This is a genomic window from Halobacteriovorax sp. GFR8 (genome assembly GCF_050955245.1).
Lineage (GTDB): Bacteria > Bdellovibrionota > Bacteriovoracia > Bacteriovoracales > Bacteriovoracaceae > Halobacteriovorax_A.
In genome coordinates, this window is the sequence record NZ_JBPBLR010000002.1 from 2,549,512 (window position 1) to 2,573,015 (window position 23,504).

Here is a 23,504-nt window from a genome sequence, read left to right on the forward strand (position 1 = left end):
TGAAACTCCGTTTATTAAAAATGCTTTATTTTATATTGAATACTCATTTTAAAATTTCGACCAACTTCATGAATATAAGAGCCGTGTCTTCGATATGACTTATCAGTTAAATTATCAAGCCTAGTCGTCACCTTTAGACCGTTAAGCACTCCAGAAGAGAACTCTTTTGAAGCAAAGATATTATGAAGTGTATAACCAGCTGTGGCCGTTGTTCTTTCAAGGGAAGCAGGATTTACACGATCTTGCTTCATGGCCATTAGAGCATCGTAGCCAAGTTTTATACCATATTGATCAAGGTGATAATTGAATCCTAGAGTATAAGTATTTGCTGGCATATTAGAAAGCCACATCTTTCTTGAATTGTCCCAACCAACACTTCGCGAATAACCGATAGCAAACTCAACTTGATCATATAGATACCTAAGGTCAAACTCCTGTCCATAAAGAGTCACTTCATCACGGTTAACAAATTGAGTTGTTCCATTTTTTCCATCAAAAATGGCATAATCAATAATCTCTTGATCAATATAATCACGGGCCTTTGAGACATAACCGCTTGCCCTAAATGTAAGAAGATCTAAATCAGAAAAGATTTGCTTCTTAAATTCTGTTCCAAATTCAAGTGTGGTTGATGTTTCTGGTTTAAGGTCTAAGTTTGTCACAAAGTAGTTATCAGATATAAAGAATCCATCTCCTGGACGATGTAGACCAGTAGCATAGACTTCTTGAACATCTGGTGAATTAAAACCTTGTGCAAAGTTAGAGAAGAAATTAAAACCATTGTATTCGTAATTCACTAAGATTTTTGAAGAAAGATTATTATCTTTTACATCCTTAAATCTTGAATCCTTTGACTCAAGCTTATAGTCACTAAAACGGACACCTGGTGCAATACTAAGTCCGCCTATTTTATAATCCAGCTGAGCAAAAGCCGCGGCTTCAGTAATTTGACCATCTGGATAATCTGAAACACTACCAGTTGTACTCTTACCAGTTACCTTATCAACTGTTGCGTCAGCACCGATAACAAGTTTTAAATCATCTCTTAAAACGAGTTGATCTTTTAATCGAGTACCAATTGTTTCGATATTTCTCTCTTCCTTACGGCCATCACTATCACGCTCCTGCATATTAAATTGCTCAGAGAAATAGAGATTTCCTACAAGGCCCTTTCGCTTATACTCGGCACTAACAGACTCACGCTTTATGATCGTTTTTCCGTGAAGAGTTGTCAGATCACTTGGTGGATCAAGAGTTGCATTTAGCGGAGATTCATCTTCAAGATGATAAAGTTCTGCACTAAGCTTTATTTTTTGAGAATTCTTTAAATCAAAATTAAATTTCGTTGAAATATTATATGTTTCAAAAGCAGAATTTTTTAAAGTAGTCTCATCGCTAAGTTTGAGATCTTTTGAATCTTTAAAGCTAGCGCTCAGAAGATAGTCTCCACCACTCATTAGTCCAAAAGTTTTCACAGACTCAGCATTCATATTTGAAGCTTCTTCAAAAGAATACTTTACGATACTCCCAGACTTTTCACCGGTATTTAGATAGTCGCGTCCATCTTTAGTCACAAAAGACATTCCACCACCAAGACTAATTCCTTGTGAGTAATCTGTATTTGACTTAAATATATCTACTTTTTTAATGCTATCTGGATCAACTGCAAGATGAGAATAGTTGTGATTTGAAAAATAAAAAGTTTGTTTTACACCATCGATATTTACAAATAACTTATTTGCTTCGAGACCACGAACTTGTGGGGTTTCGCCAATGGCGCGTGGACCGCCCTTAGTTGTAGCACCAGATGTATTCTTTAAAACATCATCAATACTTTGAGCGACTTCTTCTTCAAGGTCATCAGATGAAATCTCATCCTGTAATCCTAAAGCAGCACTTTGCCCATCTTCATAGACCTCTACCTCATCGGTAATATAAATCGACTCAAGACGGTTCACGTCTTGCGCAAAGATAAGTGAATTTGTGAGAAGGCCCAGAAAGACGAGTCTGTATTGGCCATCAAACTTTTTTATCATGCAGGCAAACTATCATATTTGAACTGATTTTTGGAATGGTTTTAATAAAGAAGTTAGTTTTTACAGTGCGTTACTATGATTACAATAATTCATATTTAATAGGAATTGCGACCTTTAGAACTTCTGACTTTAGAAAGTCTGGCATATGAGGAAGATCCCCAAGGGCCTCTATTGTTTCAAGGGCCGACTTATCGAGAATGGCATGACCACTTCCCTTTTGAATTTGAATATTAGAAAGGTTGCTTGGATACGAAACCTCAAAGTAGATATCAACAACCCCTTGTTTTTTTAACATCTTGGCCACTTTTGGATAGCGTTTCTGGGCAAGAATTTGATCTCTAATCGTTTTGAGGTACTTTGCCTTCTCACTAGCCTCTCCAGCATCGACGACTTTTTTAATCACTGGAGTATTCTCTAGGGACTGCTCAACTACTTTGGTGGCCGTCTTCTTTACCAGCTGCTTTGAGCGGGCCTTTTTTTGAATGAGCTTCTTAGGTGATTCAGTAACTTTCTTTACCTTCACTAATCGTCTAATCTGAATGGCCTGGGCCTGATTTGTTGAAAAATGCGTATTCGAAGACTTTGGCTTCAAAGCTGAAGCTGTCCCAAATATTAATAGTCCATGAATTCCTATCGAAATAATTGTCGAATAGAGAAAACGATTCTTGCGCATAGCCCTTATTATCACCAAATAGACTTAAATTCACAAATGCTTTTCTATTCATGAAGAATTTTCAATAAGCAAGAGGGAGTTAAGGCTCCCTCAAGACTAAGCGGCTTTCTTCTTTTGCCCAGCTTTTTCTTTCTTTTGATCTTTTTGTTTAGTTTCGCTTGCCTTGATATCATTTGGACCAATGATATCAAAAGTTGGAATAATGGTTTTCACACGAGTTCGATAGTCCATATAGCGACTCCCCCATTGCCTAACAAGATCTCTTTCTTCAATAGAAACCCCACCGACAATATAAGCAGAAAAAATTCCACTAAACATTAAGTGATCAACAGTCATCTCAGGAGTAAACCACATTCCAATAAGAGCACCTGTCATAATAGGATGACGATCAAAGCTGTACATCCAGCTCTCTTGAAAAGGGACACGCTGAACTGGCCTTCCTCGATAATAGTTATAAACTTGCTCTAGGCCAAATAATTCAAAGTGATTTAAAGCAAAGCTTGCAACAAATAGATAGGCCCATCCAGCAACTCCAATACTCATGATGAGAGTTGAGGCCATTGTGTTTTCAATACTCCACATAACAACACCATTTTTTGGCCAAAATAAAATGGCACAATGAAGTGTGATTCCAGACATCATTACATAGAGAGATCGTTCAGCGGCCGCTGGAATATATTGATTTATAAATTTTTTAAATCTTTTCCTGGCCATTACTGTATGTTGAATCGCAAATAAACTTGTAAGACCGATGGCAATAGCAAATGCACTACCAAGAGAGTCCGTTGTGTAATCCACAATTCCATATTGAAATGGAATTAAACCTAACATGCTGCCGATCCAACCAACGAGAGCGGAAAAGCCTACTAAATAACTAATCACCCCAAATGCTAAAACACCTGTTTTGTTCGTCATATTATCCTTCCTATGTTGTTGTGAGTTCCTTCATTATAAATTGAATAACAACACGGAAGTAGAGCACCAAAATCGCCATACGAAATAAGTATAAACACTTAATTGCACAGTAAGTTTAGACAAATTAGTAAAAATTGGCTTTTTATAAATTCTTAATTACTTTGCATCTCTCTTAGAACCATTTGCAGAATACCACCATGTATATAGTAATCGACTTCCGCTTGAGCATCGACTCTTAGAATGACTTCAAAATTCTCGACACTACCATCTTCACGTTTCATCCTAATTGAAAGCTCTTTAAGAGGTGTAATTCCCTCTTCAATCCCTTCGATCGAAAATGTTTCAAGACCTGTGATCTTGAGAGACCTTGCATTTTGACCTTCTTTAAACTGCAAAGGAAGTACACCCATGCACACAAGGTTACTTCGATGGATTCTCTCATAACTTTCAGCAAGAACGGCCTTAATCCCTAAGAGAGTTGTTCCTTTGGCTGCCCAATCGCGAGAACTACCTGATCCATATGCTCCCCCGGCCACAACAATTAAAGGAACTCCCTCTTTTTGATAGCGTTTAGAAGCATCATAAATGCTCATTTGTTCACGACTTGGTAAATGGGTTGTCCAAGGCCCTTCGGTCCCTGGGGCCATTTCATTTCTTAAGCGAATATTTCCAAATGTCCCACGAATCATAACTTCATGATTTCCTCGTCGTGAACCAAAGCTATTGAAATCTTTTTGCGAAACACCTTGTTCTATTAAGTACTTACCAGCTGGAGAATCTTTTCCAATCGTTCCTGCCGGCGAAATATGGTCTGTTGTAATTGAGTCACCGAGTAAACACATAACCCTTGCATCACTAATATTTTCTAATGGTGCTACTTTTTCAGGTAGATTTACGAAGAAGTCTGGTTCTCTTACATAAGTTGAGTCATCTTGCCACTCGAAGAGGTCTCCTTTAGGAACGGCCATGCTCTTCCACTTTTCATCTCCTGCAAAGATTCGTCCATACTCATATTCATATTGTTCAGAGCTTACAGAGGAAGAAATGAGATCTTGAACTTCGGTTGCAGACGGCCAAATATCTTTAAGGTAAATATCTTTACCATTTGCATCCTGGCCAATTGCTTCACTAGATAGATCGCAAAGAAATGTTCCAGTCAGAGCATAGGCAACACACAGAGGAGGAGAAGCCAAATAACTAGCTTTAATCTGACTATGTACTCGTCCTTCAAAATTTCGATTTCCGGACAAGACAGAAACAACAGCAAGATCATTATCAGTAATATCTTTAGCAACATCTTCTGGCAGTGGCCCAGAGTTACCGATACAAGTAGTACAACCGTAACCAACAAGATTAAAGCCTAACTCTTCAAGGTATGGTAAAAGCCCAGCTTTTTTTAAGTAATTAGTTACCACTCGAGAACCTGGAGCTAAAGAAGTCTTAACCCAAGGTTTGGTTTTGAGACCGGCTTCAACGGCCTTCTTTGCCACAAGACCTGCTGCTAACATCACAGATGGGTTTGAAGTATTTGTACAACTTGTAATTGCAGCGATTGCAACATCACCGTGTTTGATAACTTTGCCATCATTTTTTTCGACTTTAAAATTATCATCAAATGACTGACGAGCATTATCAAGACCAACTCTTTGCTGAGGAAGCTTTGGTCCAGCTAAACTTGGAACAACAAGACTTAAATCGAGATCTAGGACTTCACTAAATTGTGGTTCCTTATCTCCATCTCTTCTAAATAGCCCTTGTTCTTTTGAATACTTTTCGACTAGTTCTACCTTATCACCTCGACCAGTCATAACTAAATAATCGAGAGTCACTTGATCCACTGGAAATAGCGTTGCTGTCGCACCAAATTCTGGAGACATATTTGAAAGAGTTGCGCGATCTGCGATACTTAAATTACTTAGACCATCTCCAAAGAATTCAACAAATTTCCCAACAACACCGTGAGTTCGTAACATCTCAGTAAGTGTTAGTACTAAATCAGTAGCAGTAGCACCGGCCGGAAGAGTTCCCTTAGTTCGGACACCAATAACAATTGGTTCAGGTAGAAACATCGGTTGCCCAAGCATTGCCGCTTCTGCTTCGATACCACCAACTCCCCATCCGAGAACTCCTAGTCCATTAATCATAGGCGTATGAGAGTCCGTCCCAACTAAAGTATCAGGAATGGCCCAGCCTTTTTTTCTTTGGACAACATGACCAAGATGTTCCAAGTTTACCTGGTGACAAATTCCCATGCCAGGAGGAACAACACGAAAGTCTTGAAAAGCTTGCTGTGCCCAATTTAAAAGAGCATATCTTTCAGCGTTTCTTTCATATTCAAGCGCAAGGTTTTTTTCATAAGCTTGTGCATTACCAAAATTATCAACTTGGACAGAGTGGTCGATAACAAGATCAACCCCTACGTAAGGATTTACTTTCTTCGGGTCGCCACCTGCTCTAGCCATGGCACTTCTCATTGCTGCTAAATCAACGACAGCAGGTACTCCCGTAAAATCTTGCATTAAAACACGTGCGGGCATAAAAGCCAGTGATGCATTCTTATCGTAACCACTTCCCCACTTAACTAAAGCCTCAACATCAGTTAACTTCACATCCTTTCCATCAACTCTTCTAGCGATATTCTCAATTAGAATTTTAATGGTATGTGGAAGAGTTTCTAACTCGACATCATACTTTTCACATAAGTTTTTAAGACTTACATATGAAAGTTTTTCGTTTTCTAGCTCTAATAACATCTCTATTTCTTTGGCCATATTTTCCATGAAGAACCCTTGATATAAATTTAAAAATGTTTTTCTATATTTTACTTTTCGGATAAATATTAATGATATTAAATTTTTATCATTTATTTTTTTTTGATTTAAGTGATAGAATAAGAGTAATTAACTAGACTAATAAGGAATGTATATGAGTTACGAATTACCTCCGCATAACGTCGGTGTTGAAGAGTTTAAAGGCAATAAGATTTTTAAAATTTATAAAGTCGATGATGAAGGTAACGAACTGGAAAAGTACGGTACTGTTATGAGCTTTGGTTTAACAAAGGCCAAGTATATTCTTGAGCACGTTGATGAAATCAAAAAATTTGTTGATACATTTTCTAAGGAATAGAACAAGGAAGTTTTAAATGAAAAAAGTAATCGTTATTTTATTATTAGCAATGCCTATTTTTGCTAGTGAGTGCTACAAGTCGCTTTGTAAAGATGATAAGGTCATGGATATCTTTGGCTGGTCAGGGTTTGTAACTAGCTTTGATAAAGTAAAGGATATGGTAGAAGTAGATCTTGCCCATGGGCCAGGTACATATTCTTTCCCATATGCGCAGCTAGGTAAATCTGTTGAATGTTTTGAAAAGATCTGTGTCGAAGATAAAGTCATCGACAAATATAATGAAGTCGATATCGTTCTTGAGATCTATACTCACGGGAAGGCCCGTGTCTACTCGCCTGATCGCGATGGTGAGTTTATCATGGATACAAAAACTCTAATTAAATACTAATAAGTGATGCCATTCTGACCAGGAAACTGGTCAGATTACTTAATTTTTCTTAAGTTTCTTACTTTTGACAGTTTCTACTCCAAAAGTCTCCTATCATATTTGCAATAAACAATTTGAACTACTATAGTTTTTCCAAATTAACTTAGGGATAAAAATTTTAATTTGTAATACATAGGATAGTAATATGAAGTACTTTTTATTCCTTGCCGTTTTAGTGCAAAGTTATTCATTCGCGTTTTCTCATGAAAGCACTCTCAACAACGAATTAAAGTCATTATTCAATGGTTTCAAAAAAGATATTATTTTCAATATCAATAAAGAAGTTAAAGAGAATTTTAACAATAAAGAAATTGGTAGCAATTTAAAGCTTATGAGCGCAAATATTGCTGAAACCAATATTCTCGACTTCCCGATTGAGTTCTATGAGATTACAGATAATAAAATTGTTGTCGGGATTCCGGACTCAAATAAGTGGAAGTTAAAGCTTAGAGCTCGCTTAAGATATAAAACGAAATGGTTTCGTATGACAAAACTTATTAAGCTAAATATTAAGGAGCTTAAGTTTAAATACGTTATCAACTACGTCAGAGACGAAAATAGCGTCATTAGAGTGAAGTCAATTGATACCATCGATAAAAAATTAAAAATTGATCTTAAAGCTTCTAATGTTCTGATAAATGGTATTCTTGTTGCGGCCAAGAAAGTATTAAAAAAGAAGATTAACAAGTCTTTTGATAAGCTCCTTATTCAAGGTAGCGAACAGCTTAAAACAGTATTTGTCCTAAACGAGCGTTTTAGGCAAGCAACACCAGAACGCCTTAAGTCTCCCCCTCGATATAGTTTTTCGGACCTAGAGGAAACGATTGAGAATATCGAAGATAAAATTGCTCAAAAGCATATGATAAATGGAACAGTTTTAAACCTTAGATATAATCAAAATGACTATATCTCTTGGTTTGATGCCTATGGGCCGAATGGACAAGGAACAAAGGGTGAAGTTGTTGGCTTCGGTACATTTTCAGATGCAGCGATTTGGAATGGAGCCTATCTTGCTTCACAGGCCTTTCGTTATAGTGTTTCACAAAATGAGAAGGCCTTAAATAATATCAGGACAAATCTAGAAGGAATTGGAAACCTACTTGGTGTAAATGGCTTTAGCGGCCTCCTTTCAAGATCTGCTCAGCCACTTAATAGTATGGCCGGCCGTGCTCTAATGAAAGACAGAGACCCCCTTGATTATGAGATCGTCGACTACAAAGGTGAAAAATGGGTTAACCATCACGAGAAAAAAGGTATTACAAGAGATCAGTATACTGGAATTATCTTTGGCCTAACAATTACTTATGACTTAATTGAAGATGAAGAGATTAAGACAAAGGCCGCTTCATATTATCGTATGATGCTTGATTATCTAATAAGAAATAATTGGACGATATCTGAGGACCGTGAAATCACTATCACACCCGCAAAAGTTATCGCACCGACAGTTTGGTTTGGAAGCCCTGAGCAGCAACTTAATATGCTTGTCATTGGCGAACATATGTTCCCAGGACAGTATACGCAAGAGCTCAACCGTATGTCAGAGCTTAGCAAGACGGCCTATATTTTTCATAATATTACGGCCAAGGATAATGTTAATAAGTATTACAAATTCAACCTGCTTAATATGCACTTTTATAACTACTTTAGGTTAGAAAAAGATCAAGAACGTCGTGCGGACATGCTTAGGTCTTATAAAGTCATTAAGTATAGTACAGGTCATCACGACAATTCTTTCTTTAATTTAATTGAGTATTCTTTTAACCCTGAAGCTGTTTCTCAGGAAAAGATCACGCGCATTCAAGAAAACCTTGTGCGTTTCTTAGAGCGTTCGCCAAGGAATGTAAGTATTGTAAAACCACCACTTGAGGATATCGAGCTTGTCCAATACCCTGAGTACGGAGGAAAAGGTTTTATGTCGATCTCTGCGGATGCTCTTGATATCAGACATCGCCACCCTGGTGGTTCATTTATGTGGCAAAGAGAGCCTTATACTGTTGGTTATGATAAAAGAGGTGCGGCCGCAGATGAAAACCCTGGCTATGATATTACACTAATTTACTGGATGAGTAAGTACTACGGCCTGTAGTACTCACTCATAACAAAGAATTGATTTGATGTAACCAAATGATGTTTTCTTCACAATGCCTCCATTTTTTATCTTACAAAATAAGCGACTTGTTTAGAAATTCATAATTGCTATACAAAAGATTCCTTCAAGGAATAATAATTTTATTAAATATCTCATCGATGCGATTTTTCTTAATCGCAATCTTTGACTTATAATTTTTAATGAAGTCTTTTGCTTCTTGGTAATTAGTGGCCTTTCCTACTTGAATAATTCCAGCCATTCCCATTACAAAGTGAAATTTACAATTAAAAATATGTATCCCTTCTTTTTCAAATTTTACCTTGATAGGCTTACCTTTATCAGCACGCCAAGGACTTTGTCCTTCCGGACCGAAGATCATTTGTGGTTGATGGCCATGTCCCTTAAGAGGAATAAAGTTAACGCTATCCCCAATTTCGATATGAAGAAAGCTTGGTTTGAAAACCATGGAGTGTCCATCCATTACATCAATTGCATGAACGATATATTCCTTAGCAAAAGAAGTTTGGAGAACAAGAATGAAGATTATTAAAATGATAGTTTTCATATAAAAAAAACTGGCCGAGTTGTTTCACTCGGCCAGGCATATTATCTTATCTTTTCAGATCAAAGCGATCGGCCTGCATTACCTTAGTCCAAGCCTTAACAAAGTCTTCCATGAATTTTTTCTGACCATCATTAGAAGCATAAACTTCTGCGACAGCTCTTAGTTCTGCGTGAGAACCAAATACTAGGTCAACTGGAGTTGCTGTGTACTTAACCTTTCCTGATTTTCTATCAACACCATTGTATAGACCAGGTGTGCTTGATTTCGTCCACTTATTGTCCATCGTTAGAAGGTTAACAAAGAAGTCATTCGTAAGTTTTCCAGGACGCTTCGTGAAAACACCATTTTTTGATCCATCAGCATTTGCATCAAGAGCACGCATCCCACCGACAAGAACAGTCATTTCAGGAACAGTTAGTCCCAGCATATTTGCTTTATCAATTAGCATATAGATTGGTGTTCTTCCTGACTCTTCAGCGTAATAGTTGCGGAAAGCATCAGCTTTTGGCTCAAGATAAGCAAATGAAGTTACATCTGTTTGTCTTTGGGTCGCATCACCTCGCCCAGAAACAAATGGTACCTTAACTTTGTTACCAGAAGCCTTCTCAATTGCAGCTGCACCACCAAGAACAATTGTGTCGGCCAGAGAGACTCCATATCTTTTACTAATTTTTTCAAGCTTAGGAATGACTTTATCTACATTAGATACTTTATTAATGGCCCAATCTTTTTGAGGTGCCAAGCGAATACGTGCACCATTAGCACCACCACGCATATCAGTTCCACGGTATGTAGATGCTGATGCCCAAGCAGTTCTAACAAGATCAGATACAGATAATCCTGACTTTAAAATATCAGATTTAATTGCCGAAGCTGTTGTCTTAGAAACCTTCTTCCCTTTAGGAGTTGGATCTTGCCATTTAAACGACTCCTTCGGAACTTCCTTACCAATATAGCGAGCCTGTGGTCCCATATCACGGTGAGTAAGCTTGAACCAAGCTTTAGCAAATGCATACTCAAATTTCTTTGGATCATCTAAAAAGCTTTTAGAGATTTTTGCATAAGCAGGATCTTCCTTAAGAGCGATGTCTGTTGTGAACATAATTGGAGCGTGACGCTCATCTTTTAAGTGAGCATCAGGAACCATATCGGCGGCTCCTTCATCTGTTGGAACCCACTGATGTGCTCCCGCTGGTGATTTAGTGAGCTTCCAATCAAAGGCCCATAAATTATCGAGATAGCCTGTTGTCCACTGAGTAGGAGTTGCATTCCAAGCTCCTTCAAGTCCTGAAGTGATTGTATCTTCAGAGTGACCTTTTCCACACTTATTCTTCCAACCAAAGCCTTGGTTCTCGATTGGAGCTCCCGCTGGATCAGATTCTAAACAATCTTGTGGCCTGTGAGCACCGTGTGCCTTACCAAAAGTGTGACCACCAGCAATTAGAGCAACAGTTTCTTCATCATCCATTCCCATTCTTCCAAATGTTTCACGAATATCTTTCGCTGCTAGTAATGGATCTGGCTTTCCGTTTGGTCCTTCAGGGTTAACATAAATTAATCCCATCTGAACTGCCGCAAGAGGTCTTTCAAGCTCACGCTCACCTTTATATCTCTTATCTCCTGCTAACCACTGAGTTTCTGGCCCCCAGTAAACAAGGTCGGCTTCCCAGTCATCTTCACGGCCACCAGCAAAACCAATTGTTTTAAATCCCATATCTTCAAGAGATACGTTCCCAGTAAGAACCATTAAGTCGGCCCATGAGATTTTATTTCCGTATTTCTTTTTAATAGGCCAAAGTAGCCTCCTGGCCTTATCTAGTGAAACGTTATCTGGCCAACTATTAAGTGGTTCAAAACGTTGTTGGCCACCACCGCCACCTCCGCGGCCATCGTGACTTCTATATGTACCAACACTGTGCCAGGCCATACGAATAAAGAATGGCCCATAGTGACCGTAGTCAGCTGGCCACCAGTCTTGAGATGTCGTTAATACTTTTCTGATGTCTTTTTTTACTGCAGATAGATTTAGTTTTTTAAATTCTTTCGCGTAGTTGAATTTTGGCCCTAGTGGACTTGACTCCTTTGAATGTTGCCTAAGAGGTGTTAAATCGATTCGGCTAGGCCACCAAAAACTATTTGGCTTGGCTTCACCGCTTGCAAATTGCTGTCCCATATTTTCATTTGAATTAGATGCACAACTCAAAAGTGCTACGGTAGCAATTAGCAAAGGTATTTTTCTTTTCATATTTAGCTCCTTTGAAAATCTATGTTTTCGATGCAATCAGTATCGATGAGAGACAGGTCTAAAGATAATATATTTTTCCTATACCAGAATAGATTTTAGCTATAGAAGCACAAACTTAATTTTTCTTAACTATCAACTCAATAGGTCAAAGGATTGGTAAATAAATAGAATGATTAGGTATGATGAGGAAAATTGAAAGATTACCCTCAATACAAAAGTGTATCGAGGGTATTGATATTTACTTTTTCTTTTGTAGTTGGGCCAATTTTTTAGAGACATGGTCTGCATCAAGCATTGGATCAACATCACGATCAATCGCAACAATTTTTAGCTTTGGATCAATGATAAAGGTCCATCTCTTTGAAATATTGAAAACGGCCATCTTCGCTCCAAACTTCTTTGTCACTTTACCATCCTCGTCGGAGAGAAGATCAAACTGAAGAGCGTGCTCTTCATGAAATGCAGCTTGATCCTTTACAGAATCAGTACTGATTCCATAAACCTCAGCGCCTAGCTTTCTAATTGATTTTATACTATCGCGAAAAGCACAAGCTTGTTTTGTGCATCCAGGAGTTCCTGCTTTTGGATAGAAATATAGAACAGTCCACTTCCCTTTTCGTGACATCATTGAAAAGTTTTTGCCTTCGTGATTCTTAATCGTAAACTTTGGAACATTTTGTCCTAGCTTAATTTCTTCCCCATAGGCAAAAGAGAACATGATACATATTGCAATAAATAAACGACTGATAACTTTCATCTTTCCTCCAGGAATTAAAAATTAGTTAATTTTATCTCTCTTAACTATATATACGCAATAAACTTCAAAATAGATCACTTAAACATAAGTTCTTTTTAAGATTTGATAGTGCTATAATCCCCCCATGACTGATAGACAGATTGAATTCCATTCAAAATTTGGCACTCTCTATATTTGTGCAAATGAAAATGGCCTCTCCTACCTTGGTTGGCAGGAGCAAGAATACGATGGGCCACATTATGAAGACGATGAAAGAATTGTGAAGTACCTCAATACCGCCCACGACCAACTTGAAGAATACTTTGCAGGAAGTCGTAAGAAATTCTCAATCCCTCTTAGTATTTCAAAAGGCACCGACTTTCAAAAACAAGTTTGGGCACAACTTCTCGATATTCCTTATGGAGAAGTGACGACATATGCCGATATCGCTAAGCGCGTAGGCTCTCCTAAAGCTGTCCAAGCGGTTGGCAGTGCCAATGCGAAAAATCCAATTAATTTAATCATTCCTTGTCACCGCGTCATAGCTAAGTCAGGAGAACTCTCAGGCTACGCAGGTGGAGCTGATATCAAGGAAGCCTTACTCAATTTTGAGGGTGGCACACGAACACTTTTCTAATAGACGAAGATAGGCTCAGAGTGTTAAATTACTCTCTATGAATAATGAAGTAAAAAACAAAAAAGACATGCGTCCGAAGCAGGACATTCCAACAATTCTATCTCGTGTAAGCCGCCCGAAAAAAGCAGTTATTACAGCAGGTATGCCATACGCAAACGGGCCAGTTCATATTGGCCACTTGGCCGGTGCCCATGTTCCAGCAGATATTTACTCTCGTTGGATGAGACTCCTTATTGGTAATGACAACGTACTATTTGTTTGTGGTACTGATGATCATGGATCAACAAGTGAAGTTGCGGCCAAAAAACTTGGGAAGACGACACAAGAATTCATTGGTGAAGTTCATGCAAAACAATCAAAGACAATGGAGCGTTACTCGATTGGCCTAGATACTTATACAGGTACTTCGAAGGAAGAAAATTACGAAGCTCACAAAGAGCTTTGCCAAGACTTTCTTAGAAAAATGCACGCTAATGGAATGCTAGATAAGAAAACAAGCCAGCAATGGTTTGATCCAAAACTTAATATGTTCCTACCTGATCGCTATGTTCAGGGAGATTGTCCAAATCCAGATTGTTCAAATACAAAAGCATATAGTGATGAATGTGATGTTTGTGGAAAGAACTACGACCCACATGAATTAAAGAACCCAGTCTCTGCAGTAAGTGATGCAACCCCAGAGCTAAGAGACACGGACCACTGGTATCTGAATATGTGGAAAGTAACTGATCAGTTAATTGAATGGTTAAATACAAAGCAGAAAACTTGGAGAAAGCCTATTCTTCAAGAAGCTTTTGGTACAGTTTATCCTTGTGTAACTTTCACAAATAAGTCTGAACCAGCATATAAAGAAATTAAAGAAGAACTTCCAAAGCATAAGAGTCGTTATGCTCCAGGTAGAAAGGTTCTTGTTCAATTTGAGAACTTAGCTGATCTTGCATCAGGTAAGAAACAATTAGAAGATAAAGGAATTGAGTGTGAACTGAATGATGGTTGGGCACACAGAGCGATTACTCGTGACGTTTCATGGGGAATTCCAGTTCCAACAGATATTGAGCCAGGCATGGAGGGTAAGACTTTATATGTATGGCCAGAGTCTTTAATTGCACCGATTTCATTTACAAAAGTTGCTCTTAAGAAGAAAGGTCTAGACCCTGATCTTTATAAAGAATTTTGGACTGATCCAGAAGCAAAGGTCTTCCAATTCCTTGGAACTGATAATGTTTTCTTCTACGTTCTTATGCAGGGAGCGATGTGGTTTGGAGTTCAAGAAGATCCAATGAGACAAGCGCTAAAAGGTGAATTCCAACAAACTGACGTCTTCTCTAACTTCCACCTACAAATCAATGGTGAGAAGATGAGTAAATCAAAAGGAAACTTCTACACTGGTGATCAGCTTATCGATGAAATGGGATATACAGCAGACCAAGTTCGCTACTTCCTATCAACTTTAAGTCTTTCAGAGAAAGCTTCTAATTTTGACTTTGAGGTTTTCAAGGCAAAGAATGCATTCCTTGCTGGGCCAATGAACGCTGCGTTTGAAAAACCAATCTCAGCTTGTCACAAGCAATTTGGTGGCGTGGTTCCTAAGGGTGAGCTTATTGGCAAAACTGAAAAAGAAACTCTTAAGATTGTTCAGCAATATACGAAATTCATGGAGAAGGGAGAATATCCTAAAGCACTTGGTGCCCTTGAGAATTACGCTCGTATTATTAACGGACTATTTAATCAGTACAAGCCTCACGATGACCGCTTTGATGAGAAAGAAAGAACAGATGCACTTTACTCATGTTTCTACATTCTAAGAAATATCTTAGTAATGCTTAGGCCATTTGCGCCAGAGACAATGGATAAGCTTCGTGTCTCTTTAAATCTTCCAGAGAGTGTTTACTCGATTGATGAGCTTGCAAAAGAATTCCCAGAAAATCATAAGATTGGGGAACAAGCAGAATACTTTCCAGCAGTTGATGCTGAGTAAGAAATAACAAAGGGCCTTTTACAGGCCCTTTTTTTATTATTCTAAATCTTCTAACTGACTTTTAATTTTATTTTTCAATTGTTGGAAATTAATATCTTCAATTTCAACGATCATCCCATCCTTAATCTGTTTTGCTTCCACATCATCAAGATCGTCTTCATCTGCAACACCGATAACTTGCTCTAGAGCAATAGACATATCACGATGAACAAATGGATCAAGCTCATCAAGACCTGCTGCAAAAGTTGTTCCTACAGCTGTACCTGACGGAACACCAAAGAAGAAACCACCGACAGCAGCGACTCCACCATCAAGGCTCACCCCAGTTCCAATATAGTAAGCGGCCGTCGCCTTTGCTCCAATAATTAATCCAAGATAAGCTGAAACTGCTAGGATTGCAACATCAGCACCAGCGGCGTATAAAGCATGACGCCCATTCATATCGGCCATTTTCTTAATGTCGCTTCTTGCAAAAGTTCTGTAATCAGAAAAGAGATTGCGGCACTTTAGCTCTTCCCTATTCCCGTGACACTCTTCGAAGATATAACGGTCATTAACAATTTCCGTTGCCTTAATATACTTATAAGGAGTCTCTTCGGCCTGAATAAATGTCGAGGCCTGATTAAGTTGAGAGAGTAAAAGAACTCCCGTTAGAACAATTTTCTTTAGTTTTGGGCTTAGTGTTTTCATAGCTTAAATTTATCAAAAAAATACATCGAGATAAGCTATTTGGTAAAAATTCCAGAGGGTGCATAATACTTATTCACCTGTATAAGTCTCTGAAACATGGCCATCGACAAGGAAAATCTCCCTATCGGCCATTGCTGCATAATCGGGATCATGGGTAACGAGAGCAATAGTCGTTCCCTTTTCTTTATTAGTCTCTTTTAAGATATTCATGACAATCTCAGCATTTGCTGTATCGAGGTTTCCCGTTGGCTCATCTGCAAAGATATAACTAGGCTCCATAATAAGGGCCCTAGCAATGGCCACTCGTTGCTGCTCTCCCCCCGAAAGTTGTCCAGGAAGCTTATCCCTTGTGTATGGAATATTAAGCTTTTCAAGTAGCATATTGGCCCGAGGCCCATACTTCTTTAATAAACCAAGATTACGAGGAGGTAGCAAAATATTTTCTAAGGCCGTAAGCTCTGGAAGTAAGTAATGAAATTGAAAGATAAATCCAATATGGCGATTTCTAAATTCATGAATTTCATCAACACTCATATGGGTAACATTTTTTCCATCAATATGAATATGACCAGAGGTCGGCTCATCAAGGGAGCTAATGATATAAAGTAGTGTGGATTTCCCACTTCCTGAGCGCCCAGAAATTGAAACAAACTCTCCCTTCTTAATCTCCATTGAAATATTGTGAAGGATACGTTGTGGAGGATCTCCAAATTCTTTAATAATATCTTCTGCCTTAATCATCACTCTCCCCTAATGATATCAATTGGAGTCATTCGACTGGCCGAGAGAGCTGGAAGAAAACTTGCAACTAAGGACGCAAGAAGGGCCGCAACAAATGCTATGATATACGTTGAAGGTGCGTAATCCATAAGTAGATGGTTATCGCCACCAATATTAATATTTAATTCAATACTTTCTACAACTCGACAGATTGTAAACCCTAAAGTCAATCCAACAATTCCACCACTCACACCAAGGAATATACCTTGATACATAATAAGCTCAAGAATTCGTTTTGGGCCATAGCCAATAGAGCGAAGGATTGCTATCTCCTTTCTCTTTTGATTAATCATAATTGTTAAAACATTATAAACTCCAAAAGCCGCAACAATGAGAATAGCAATTGTGATGAAGTAACGAACTATATCTTGCATCATAATCATTTCCATAAACATGGGGTTAGACTCTTTCCAATCTTCAACTTTATCATGACTTAAGAGAGACCATTGATCGGCAAGCTCTTGTGATTTATTCATATCAAAGAGAGACACTGCAATTTCAGAAACTCGCCCAGGTGTTTTATTAAGCTTCTGAACATCTTCAAGATGAGAGAATGCTATCGCTTTATCGGCTCGATCATCTCCAAAAGAAAAAAGTCCTACAATCTTAAATGAGTTTTTATGAGTTAGGCTTCCAGCAATGACCTCGACAAATTGACCAACGCGAGCTCCAATTTCTTCGGCGGCTGCAGCACCAAGAATGATCTTATTTCCCCCACTAGCTAGAGAAGAAAAGTCTCCCTCCAGCATATAGTCGGTAATATCACTAATTCTAATTTGGCGCCTAGCATTTGTTCCTATAAGCCCCATACTGTGTGTTAGATCACCTCTCTTTAACATTACCTGTATTGTTAGGCGTGGACTAAAATCATAAACATCTGGATGGTGAGAAAGGCGATCGGCCCAGCCTTGGTAATTTTCTAGTTTCGATTCACTCCTTTTCCCATATGGAGGAGTAATCCAATTGACTTGCTTGTTATCATAAAACCACTTATTGACGAGTGGGCGATCAATGAGATCTTCTTTTCCAGAGATTAATATATGAGCAGTATTATTTAAAAGTGCTTTAATGATATATTGCCTAAGCCCTAGTTGAATGCCAGAGATAGCGACGAAGAGCATTGTTCCAAAACTAATTCCTAAAAGAATAAGAAGTGTTTGCTTTTTTTTAGAAAATAATTGCTTCATCGATAAGAACAGCATGACTACCTCTTGATGAATAAAAGGTCTGTAAGTTTAATATCTCCAGAGACAACCTCAACCCACATACCGTCATTATTACCTGTAACGACTTCGACTTTTTCTCTCTTCTTATCTCGCATACGAAGAACTTTTCCATTACTAATGGCCTTTACAGGAATTAAAAGAACTCCTTTCTTCTTCCCCACTTCAATAACCACATCAGCAGTCATTCCAGGAAGAATACTTTTTTCAAGGCCCTTAACTTCGATACGGGTGATGAACTCACCTTCTCTTGGATAAATCGTTTTTACATATCCTTCATATTTTTTTTGAGACTGGCTTTCAAAAATGATTCTCGTTTTCTGGTTTGGAATCACTCTTAGAGCTGCCTCTTGCTCTAGTGAAACTTCAATAAATTTCTCATTGAGGTTTTGCATTCTAAGGACAGTGACTTGTGGGAGGACAACTTCTTTTTCTTTATTTGCGATGAGAGTGACAGTCCCGTCAAAAGGCGCTTTAAAAAGAACACGGCCATCGAAGCTAACAAGTCGATCTCCTTCTTTAACTTTCTGCCCTTCTTTAACGTAGAGTTTTTCAACTAGAGATAGGACTCCAATTTTCACATTAAACTCTTTATCAGTATCAACTCGCCCTAGGCCATAAATGGCCTCAACAACATCGCCTTTTTTAGGAGAGATTAATTCATAGTTATTTTTAAAATAGAAAACTCTTAAAAGGATTGCAGATAAAACAAAGATAACGACAATGGTGAAAATATATATCTTTTTCAAGCAAGCTCCTAGAGTATACGTTTTTTATTTATTTTCGCATACCCTAGAGGCCAATATCAAAGAGTTTCTTATTCTTTATTTCGCCTTTCTTTCAAAATAGACAAGGTCGATAAAAACAGATGTTGCAAGGACTATTTTCCTTTCTTCAGTCGTTAACGACTGACTTTTTAAATCAATGGCGAAATTGTCACGATCTGTGAACATTTCTGAGAATAGTCCCGAAAACTTTTTTAAGACACAGGCAACCTCTTGCCCACGAGAATAAAAAGGATAATTCCAAGGCTTCCAAATTGGCGAGCGCATCTCCATGATGACATTTCCCTGAGCATCTAAGACATCAAATTTCTTAGTTATTAAAGAGAATCTTTGCTGAAGTGAACCAATCATTTGGCCATTTAAATCCAGTATTTCAAGGCGCTGGAAAAAGAAGCAAAATGGGTGTTTAGCAACCATATACTCATTGCGACTTTGATCAAAGAAGTGAAGGTCAAATGTCCTCCAGTGACCTAAGAACTGGCGCATTATAAAGCCAAGAAATCCTTTTTGTTGTTCTGCTGCGTAACCAATAGGTTTTTGCGCTTCGTTCAAAAATTGATACTTATTTCTTGTCTCATAACCCAAAAGCTCCCAATTTTCTCTTACTTGCTGAACTAATAGCTTATCGTGTTGACTTAAATCCATCTTCCCTCACGTCTTTTTAATAAATTATGGATGAATTTTAACATAATATTTCAGTTAAATATTATTGAACTCAGTTTATTATTACGGTAAATCTATAAATGAGCTCACATTTACAGGACAAGAATGAATTTAAATATAAACCCCAAGAGGCCAACAGAGAGTATCAAAGACATCCTAAGAATTATGGACTTTACTCTCGGTCCGTTTACAATGCTCTTCGCCATTATTGTCGGGCTTTATGAGTATCAAGACACCCAAAGATTAAATAGCTTCTTTGGAATCTTCTCTTTTCTTATTTTCAATCTCACTATTTCTCAAATAAGTATTCGAGCTAAGAACTCTCTACATATCGAAATTTTTAGACAAATTTTTGCAATCTGTATCCTCTGCCCTTTTGCAGTTTATATCGTTGATGGGCCATTCTCACCGTTCTGGTATCTCTATTTAATTATGATCGTTTCCAGCAATAATATCTTCTTTGAAGTAACTGGAAAGCATATTTACAGTGGGCTTATCACTCTCCTTGCAATTATTAGCTATGTCACTTCAAGTTACTTACTTCTCGATGGGCCAGAAGCTTCTCTTATCATCATTCATTCTCTGACTATGATTATGTTAAGCCTACTATTCTTCAGGCTCCTTAGTCTTGTGGATCGCACTTATCGAAGTGAGGTAAATAAATCCATCGCCTTACAGGAAACTATGGATAAGCTAAATAGCACTAAAGAGAGTCTTATCTATAGTTCGCGCTTAAGCGCAATTGGAGAGATGGCCGGTGGTATTGCTCACGAGATAAATAACCCTCTAACTGTTATCTACGGCTCAATTTATCAAATTAAGCGTTTACTAGATATTGGAGAAATAAATAAAGAGAAATACGATATTCATATCAAGCGAATTCTTGAAACAATCGATCGCATCACTCGTATCATCTCTAGTCTTAAAGTTGTTTCTCGTGAATCAGCTGAGATAAAAAGAGAAGTCGTATCTCTTAAAGAAACTCTTGTGGACGCAACGGCCATTTGTGCAGAGAAATTTAGGGCCCATGGAATCAAGCTTAAGTTTGATCTTGAGAGCAAGGAATTCAATGTTAAAATCGATGCAGATAGAGTTCAAATCTCTCAAGTTTTTATCAATCTATTAAATAACTCTTATGACTCAATTGAAGCATCTGAATCACCTTGGATTGATATTTCAGTGAAAGAGATAGAAGACTTTGTTCTTGTCAGTGTAATGGACTCAGGCCCAGGCATTGGCCCAGATCTTCAGCGTAAAATATTTGAACCTTTCTACACTTCGAAAGAAGTCGGAAAAGGAACGGGATTAGGACTATCGATTTCAAAAGGAATTCTAGAAAAGCATCAAGGGGAGTTATTCCTAGACACAAGTGAAAAAACAACTTGCTTTGTGGTAAAGATTCCCAAAGCAAGCTGATTAGTTTCTATATTAGAAACAGGCAATATACGAATCACCGATGCGACCTAGGAGCTTAGACCCAGATTCATCGAAAATATTTCCATAAGAATTACCACCGTCACAATGATCTTCAACAGTAACGACGATTGTATAGACTGTACCAGTTTGTGTCGCCTCAAGCCTTCTAAGCTCTAGGGCATCAGCACAGTAGTCATAATCAAAATCTGCTAATTCAGTGTACTTTGCAAACTCTTCTTTTGATAATTTAGGAAGGCGCTCAGAGTAAACCTCTGTATATTCATCACGATCATAACTTGAAGCAAGATCAACGTTATTCAATTCTGGGCAGGCCATAGCTGAGCTAAAAAGAATAACAGATAAAAGAACAACAACTGATTTCATAACGACCTCCACTTAAATACAGGCTTTATTTACCCCGTGGCCGTTTAGTTATCAATTATATTAAAAATATAGATTCCATCTAATTATGAGATATCTACAAGATGCCCATCGTCACTAGGTGACTGCGTTATCTCCCAACGATTACCATCTGGATCCATCAAAAGAAAGCTCTTCTCTCCCCATGGGTGATCCTTCGGTTCACCACTCACCTCAAATTGATACTGAGAACTTAAGGCCATTAACTTTTTATAGAAGTCATCGACATTTTCAACGGTCACACCGTAAGAGACTTGGGCCGGATTATCTACTAATTCAAAGAATTTAGCGGCCTTTCCTACAGGACGAAAGAAGGCCACACGACTTTTATCAGGAAGGACAAAATCTGCAAAATCTTCATTGGCAAAATGGGCCTTAACACCAAAGACATCTGTGAAGAAGTTCGAAATATTCGTAACATTCTTAGAAGTTATTACTAAGTGAGAAAGTGCTTTGATCATAATTCATCCTATTTCTATTCATGTTATAACAATTCGATTGACTTAGGTAGCCTTTAAGATTAAATCATCTCATCCATTATTTTGGTGGCCAATCCTTCCTGCCACCCTTTGAGGCCCTAGGCCTAGTGAGAACATTTAAATGCAAGAGCTTGATACGCTGATCGAATCCTTAACTGAGAAGCGATTTTATGTGAGCGATACGCTTATTTCAAATGAATTGGCCCGTGCCCTAAGGGACGAGGCCCAGACTCGTTTTCATATTGGAGACTTCCAAGAAGCAAAGGTCGGACGACAACTAACAAAGCGACTTGACGAAAGAATTCGTGGAGATCTCACTTCGTGGATTGAAGGAGAGATGGCCGACCACCCTCTGGCCCTTCAACAATATTTAAAATTTCTTGATAATCTCAAGGATCAACTCAACCCTATTTTCTACTTAGGCATTCGCTCTTACGAAGGACACTTTGCCTGCTATGACGAAGGAGCCTTCTACCGAAAGCATGTGGATCAGCACCGAGGTAGAGGCCTTAGACGCCTAAGTGTGATTCTGTACCTAAGTGATATGGGAGAAGCTGACGGTGGAGAGGTCGTTATCTATCACCATGAAAGACAAGATGAGGAAGTATCTCGTATTAAGCCTATGCTTGGAAGACTTCTTATCTTTCTATCGGAAGACCTTCCCCATGAAGTTCTCCCTGCATACAAAGCGAGACTTTCACTAACAGGATGGTTAAGGGCCTGATTGTTAAGATTTTCTAATATCACTCCATACTATGTTCAGGTTTTATGGCCAATATAATGCTGAATTTAAAAGGAGAGAGTAATGAAAATAAATGAAGGAAATACAGATCGAATTATTCGAATCATTGTAGGGATGATCCTTATTTCACTAGTTGTTATAGGTCCTAAAACTTATTGGGGTCTCATTGGTGTAATACCATTAGTCACAGGAATACTGGGTATATGCCCTGGATATTTACTATTTGGCTTTTCGACTCGCCTTTCACCTCCTAAGAACAAGAAGGCCCACTAGAATTTAAACTATGATATAATCTCTCTTAAAGAGAGGTCATGGTTTGAATACAAAAGAGCTCATAAAATCAGAGTTAGGCTTTGACGATATAACACTCTATATCGATAAAAGAAGTAAGTTCTTCTTTTTCATGAAGTATGAAAAAGAAAATTACATGGTACTCTTAAAAAATGAAATCGAACCGGAAGCTCTTCCATTAATGAGAAGATTTACGGCCGAATACCCAGAGCTTCCAACTCTTATCAAAGAAACAGACTCTCTTATTCTCTATGATATTCCAAATGGAAAACTAGCAAGACTTGTCGAAGAAAAAGTAGATAAGGAGCTGGCCAAAAGGGTCTCAGAGATTCAAGTTCGATTAAACGAGCTAACTGCTCCTTACGGTTACCATTTTGAGTGGCAACTCAATTACTTTTTTATTACTAAAAGTAGACTTATGTATATTGATTTAGAAACATTAGAGTTTGGAGAGGAAACTAAGACGATAGATATTCCAATCTATGATCAATTGAGCTTAGAAGAGCGCGTGAAGCTTAAAATCCAAAAAGAAAATAAGAGATTAAGCAATCACGAGCGCTTCACAAGATGGCTAAAGTAATT

The 23,504-nt window shown here is 38.1% G+C and carries 23 protein-coding genes; 9 read left to right on the forward strand and 14 right to left on the reverse strand.

The window, feature by feature from the left end:
- Positions 1–14: 14 nt before the first annotated feature.
- The 4 genes from ACRXC1_RS12775 to acnA all read right to left on the reverse strand — a co-directional run bounded on the left by ACRXC1_RS12775 (position 15) and on the right by acnA (position 6,404).
- A complete protein-coding gene (locus ACRXC1_RS12775) occupies positions 15–2,036 on the reverse strand; it encodes a TonB-dependent receptor domain-containing protein (RefSeq protein ID WP_433659347.1) in 2,022 nt (673 codons plus the stop codon).
- Positions 2,037–2,115: 79 nt separating this feature from the next.
- Positions 2,116–2,709, reverse strand: coding sequence for an energy transducer TonB (locus tag ACRXC1_RS12780; protein WP_433659349.1), 594 nt, complete (start codon positions 2,707–2,709; stop codon positions 2,116–2,118).
- 96 nt (positions 2,710–2,805) lie between these two features.
- Entirely contained in the window at positions 2,806–3,624 is an 819-nt protein-coding gene (locus ACRXC1_RS12785; protein ID WP_433659351.1) for a methyltransferase family protein, read from the reverse strand.
- Between the two features lie 152 nt (positions 3,625–3,776).
- The gene (gene acnA, locus ACRXC1_RS12790) at positions 3,777–6,404 is read right to left on the reverse strand and encodes an aconitate hydratase AcnA (RefSeq protein ID WP_433659353.1); all 2,628 of its coding nucleotides are present in this window, start codon (positions 6,402–6,404) and stop codon (positions 3,777–3,779) included.
- A 145-nt stretch (positions 6,405–6,549) separates the two neighbouring features.
- Here acnA and ACRXC1_RS12795 point away from each other — a divergent pair, with 145 nt between their 5' ends.
- The 3 genes from ACRXC1_RS12795 to ACRXC1_RS12805 all read left to right on the forward strand — a co-directional run bounded on the left by ACRXC1_RS12795 (position 6,550) and on the right by ACRXC1_RS12805 (position 9,269).
- Positions 6,550–6,753 (forward strand): hypothetical protein, encoded by a 204-nt coding sequence (locus tag ACRXC1_RS12795; protein ID WP_392858733.1) that lies wholly within the window; start codon positions 6,550–6,552, stop codon positions 6,751–6,753.
- Between the two features lie 16 nt (positions 6,754–6,769).
- Positions 6,770–7,141, forward strand: a complete 372-nt coding sequence (locus ACRXC1_RS12800) for a hypothetical protein (protein WP_433659355.1) — start codon at positions 6,770–6,772, stop codon at positions 7,139–7,141.
- 184 nt (positions 7,142–7,325) lie between these two features.
- Positions 7,326–9,269 carry a hypothetical protein gene (locus tag ACRXC1_RS12805; RefSeq protein ID WP_433659357.1) on the forward strand — a complete coding sequence of 648 codons (1,944 nt, stop codon included), beginning with the start codon at positions 7,326–7,328 and terminating at the stop codon, positions 9,267–9,269.
- Between the two features lie 127 nt (positions 9,270–9,396).
- Here the strand turns inward: ACRXC1_RS12805 and ACRXC1_RS12810 are convergent, their stop codons facing one another.
- The 3 genes from ACRXC1_RS12810 to ACRXC1_RS12820 all read right to left on the reverse strand — a co-directional run bounded on the left by ACRXC1_RS12810 (position 9,397) and on the right by ACRXC1_RS12820 (position 12,839).
- Complete coding sequence (locus ACRXC1_RS12810) at positions 9,397–9,837, reverse strand: plastocyanin/azurin family copper-binding protein (protein ID WP_433659359.1); 441 nt, start codon at positions 9,835–9,837, stop codon at positions 9,397–9,399.
- A 46-nt stretch (positions 9,838–9,883) separates the two neighbouring features.
- Positions 9,884–12,082, reverse strand: coding sequence for a catalase/peroxidase HPI (katG, locus tag ACRXC1_RS12815; RefSeq protein WP_433659361.1), 2,199 nt, complete (start codon positions 12,080–12,082; stop codon positions 9,884–9,886).
- Positions 12,083–12,320: 238 nt separating this feature from the next.
- A complete protein-coding gene (locus ACRXC1_RS12820) occupies positions 12,321–12,839 on the reverse strand; it encodes a peroxiredoxin (protein ID WP_433659363.1) in 519 nt (172 codons plus the stop codon).
- Positions 12,840–12,963: 124 nt separating this feature from the next.
- Between ACRXC1_RS12820 and ACRXC1_RS12825 the strand changes: the two genes are divergently transcribed.
- Both ACRXC1_RS12825 and ACRXC1_RS12830 read left to right on the forward strand, forming a co-directional pair.
- On the forward strand, positions 12,964–13,455 hold the full coding sequence (locus ACRXC1_RS12825) for a methylated-DNA--[protein]-cysteine S-methyltransferase (protein WP_392912416.1): 492 nt from the start codon (positions 12,964–12,966) through the stop codon (positions 13,453–13,455).
- Positions 13,456–13,492: 37 nt separating this feature from the next.
- Positions 13,493–15,433, forward strand: coding sequence for a methionine--tRNA ligase (locus ACRXC1_RS12830; RefSeq protein WP_433659366.1), 1,941 nt, complete (start codon positions 13,493–13,495; stop codon positions 15,431–15,433).
- Positions 15,434–15,469: 36 nt separating this feature from the next.
- Here the strand turns inward: ACRXC1_RS12830 and ACRXC1_RS12835 are convergent, their stop codons facing one another.
- The 5 genes from ACRXC1_RS12835 to ACRXC1_RS12855 form a co-directional block, all read right to left on the reverse strand.
- A complete protein-coding gene (locus tag ACRXC1_RS12835) occupies positions 15,470–16,123 on the reverse strand; it encodes a hypothetical protein (RefSeq protein WP_392912412.1) in 654 nt (217 codons plus the stop codon).
- A 69-nt stretch (positions 16,124–16,192) separates the two neighbouring features.
- Positions 16,193–16,864, reverse strand: a complete 672-nt coding sequence (locus tag ACRXC1_RS12840; RefSeq protein ID WP_392912410.1) for an ABC transporter ATP-binding protein — start codon at positions 16,862–16,864, stop codon at positions 16,193–16,195.
- Entirely contained in the window at positions 16,864–18,105 is a 1,242-nt protein-coding gene (locus tag ACRXC1_RS12845) for an ABC transporter permease (RefSeq protein WP_433659369.1), read from the reverse strand. Before ACRXC1_RS12845 ends, ACRXC1_RS12840 begins: the two co-directional genes overlap by 1 nt.
- 2 nt (positions 18,106–18,107) lie before the next feature.
- The gene (locus ACRXC1_RS12850; RefSeq protein WP_433659371.1) at positions 18,108–18,875 is read right to left on the reverse strand and encodes an efflux RND transporter periplasmic adaptor subunit; all 768 of its coding nucleotides are present in this window, start codon (positions 18,873–18,875) and stop codon (positions 18,108–18,110) included.
- 75 nt (positions 18,876–18,950) lie between these two features.
- A complete protein-coding gene (locus ACRXC1_RS12855; RefSeq protein ID WP_433659372.1) occupies positions 18,951–19,556 on the reverse strand; it encodes a phospholipid scramblase-related protein in 606 nt (201 codons plus the stop codon).
- A 123-nt stretch (positions 19,557–19,679) separates the two neighbouring features.
- On the opposite strand from ACRXC1_RS12855, the gene ACRXC1_RS12860 reads away from it, so the two are divergent.
- On the forward strand, positions 19,680–20,990 hold the full coding sequence (locus ACRXC1_RS12860; protein WP_433659374.1) for a sensor histidine kinase: 1,311 nt from the start codon (positions 19,680–19,682) through the stop codon (positions 20,988–20,990).
- Positions 20,991–21,002: 12 nt separating this feature from the next.
- Here ACRXC1_RS12860 and ACRXC1_RS12865 read toward each other — a convergent pair whose 3' ends face one another.
- Together ACRXC1_RS12865 and ACRXC1_RS12870 are read right to left on the reverse strand one after the other, a co-directional pair.
- Entirely contained in the window at positions 21,003–21,374 is a 372-nt protein-coding gene (locus tag ACRXC1_RS12865; RefSeq protein ID WP_433659376.1) for a hypothetical protein, read from the reverse strand.
- Between the two features lie 83 nt (positions 21,375–21,457).
- The gene (locus tag ACRXC1_RS12870; RefSeq protein ID WP_433659378.1) at positions 21,458–21,871 is read right to left on the reverse strand and encodes a VOC family protein; all 414 of its coding nucleotides are present in this window, start codon (positions 21,869–21,871) and stop codon (positions 21,458–21,460) included.
- Positions 21,872–22,010: 139 nt separating this feature from the next.
- On the opposite strand from ACRXC1_RS12870, the gene ACRXC1_RS12875 reads away from it, so the two are divergent.
- The 3 genes from ACRXC1_RS12875 (at position 22,011) to ACRXC1_RS12885 (ending at position 23,502) form a co-directional block, all read left to right on the forward strand.
- Positions 22,011–22,613, forward strand: a complete 603-nt coding sequence (locus tag ACRXC1_RS12875) for a 2OG-Fe(II) oxygenase (protein WP_433659380.1) — start codon at positions 22,011–22,013, stop codon at positions 22,611–22,613.
- 81 nt (positions 22,614–22,694) lie between these two features.
- Positions 22,695–22,904, forward strand: coding sequence for a YgaP family membrane protein (locus ACRXC1_RS12880; RefSeq protein ID WP_433659382.1), 210 nt, complete (start codon positions 22,695–22,697; stop codon positions 22,902–22,904).
- Between the two features lie 43 nt (positions 22,905–22,947).
- On the forward strand, positions 22,948–23,502 hold the full coding sequence (locus tag ACRXC1_RS12885; RefSeq protein WP_433659384.1) for a hypothetical protein: 555 nt from the start codon (positions 22,948–22,950) through the stop codon (positions 23,500–23,502).
- The last annotated feature ends 2 nt before the right edge of the window (positions 23,503–23,504 follow it).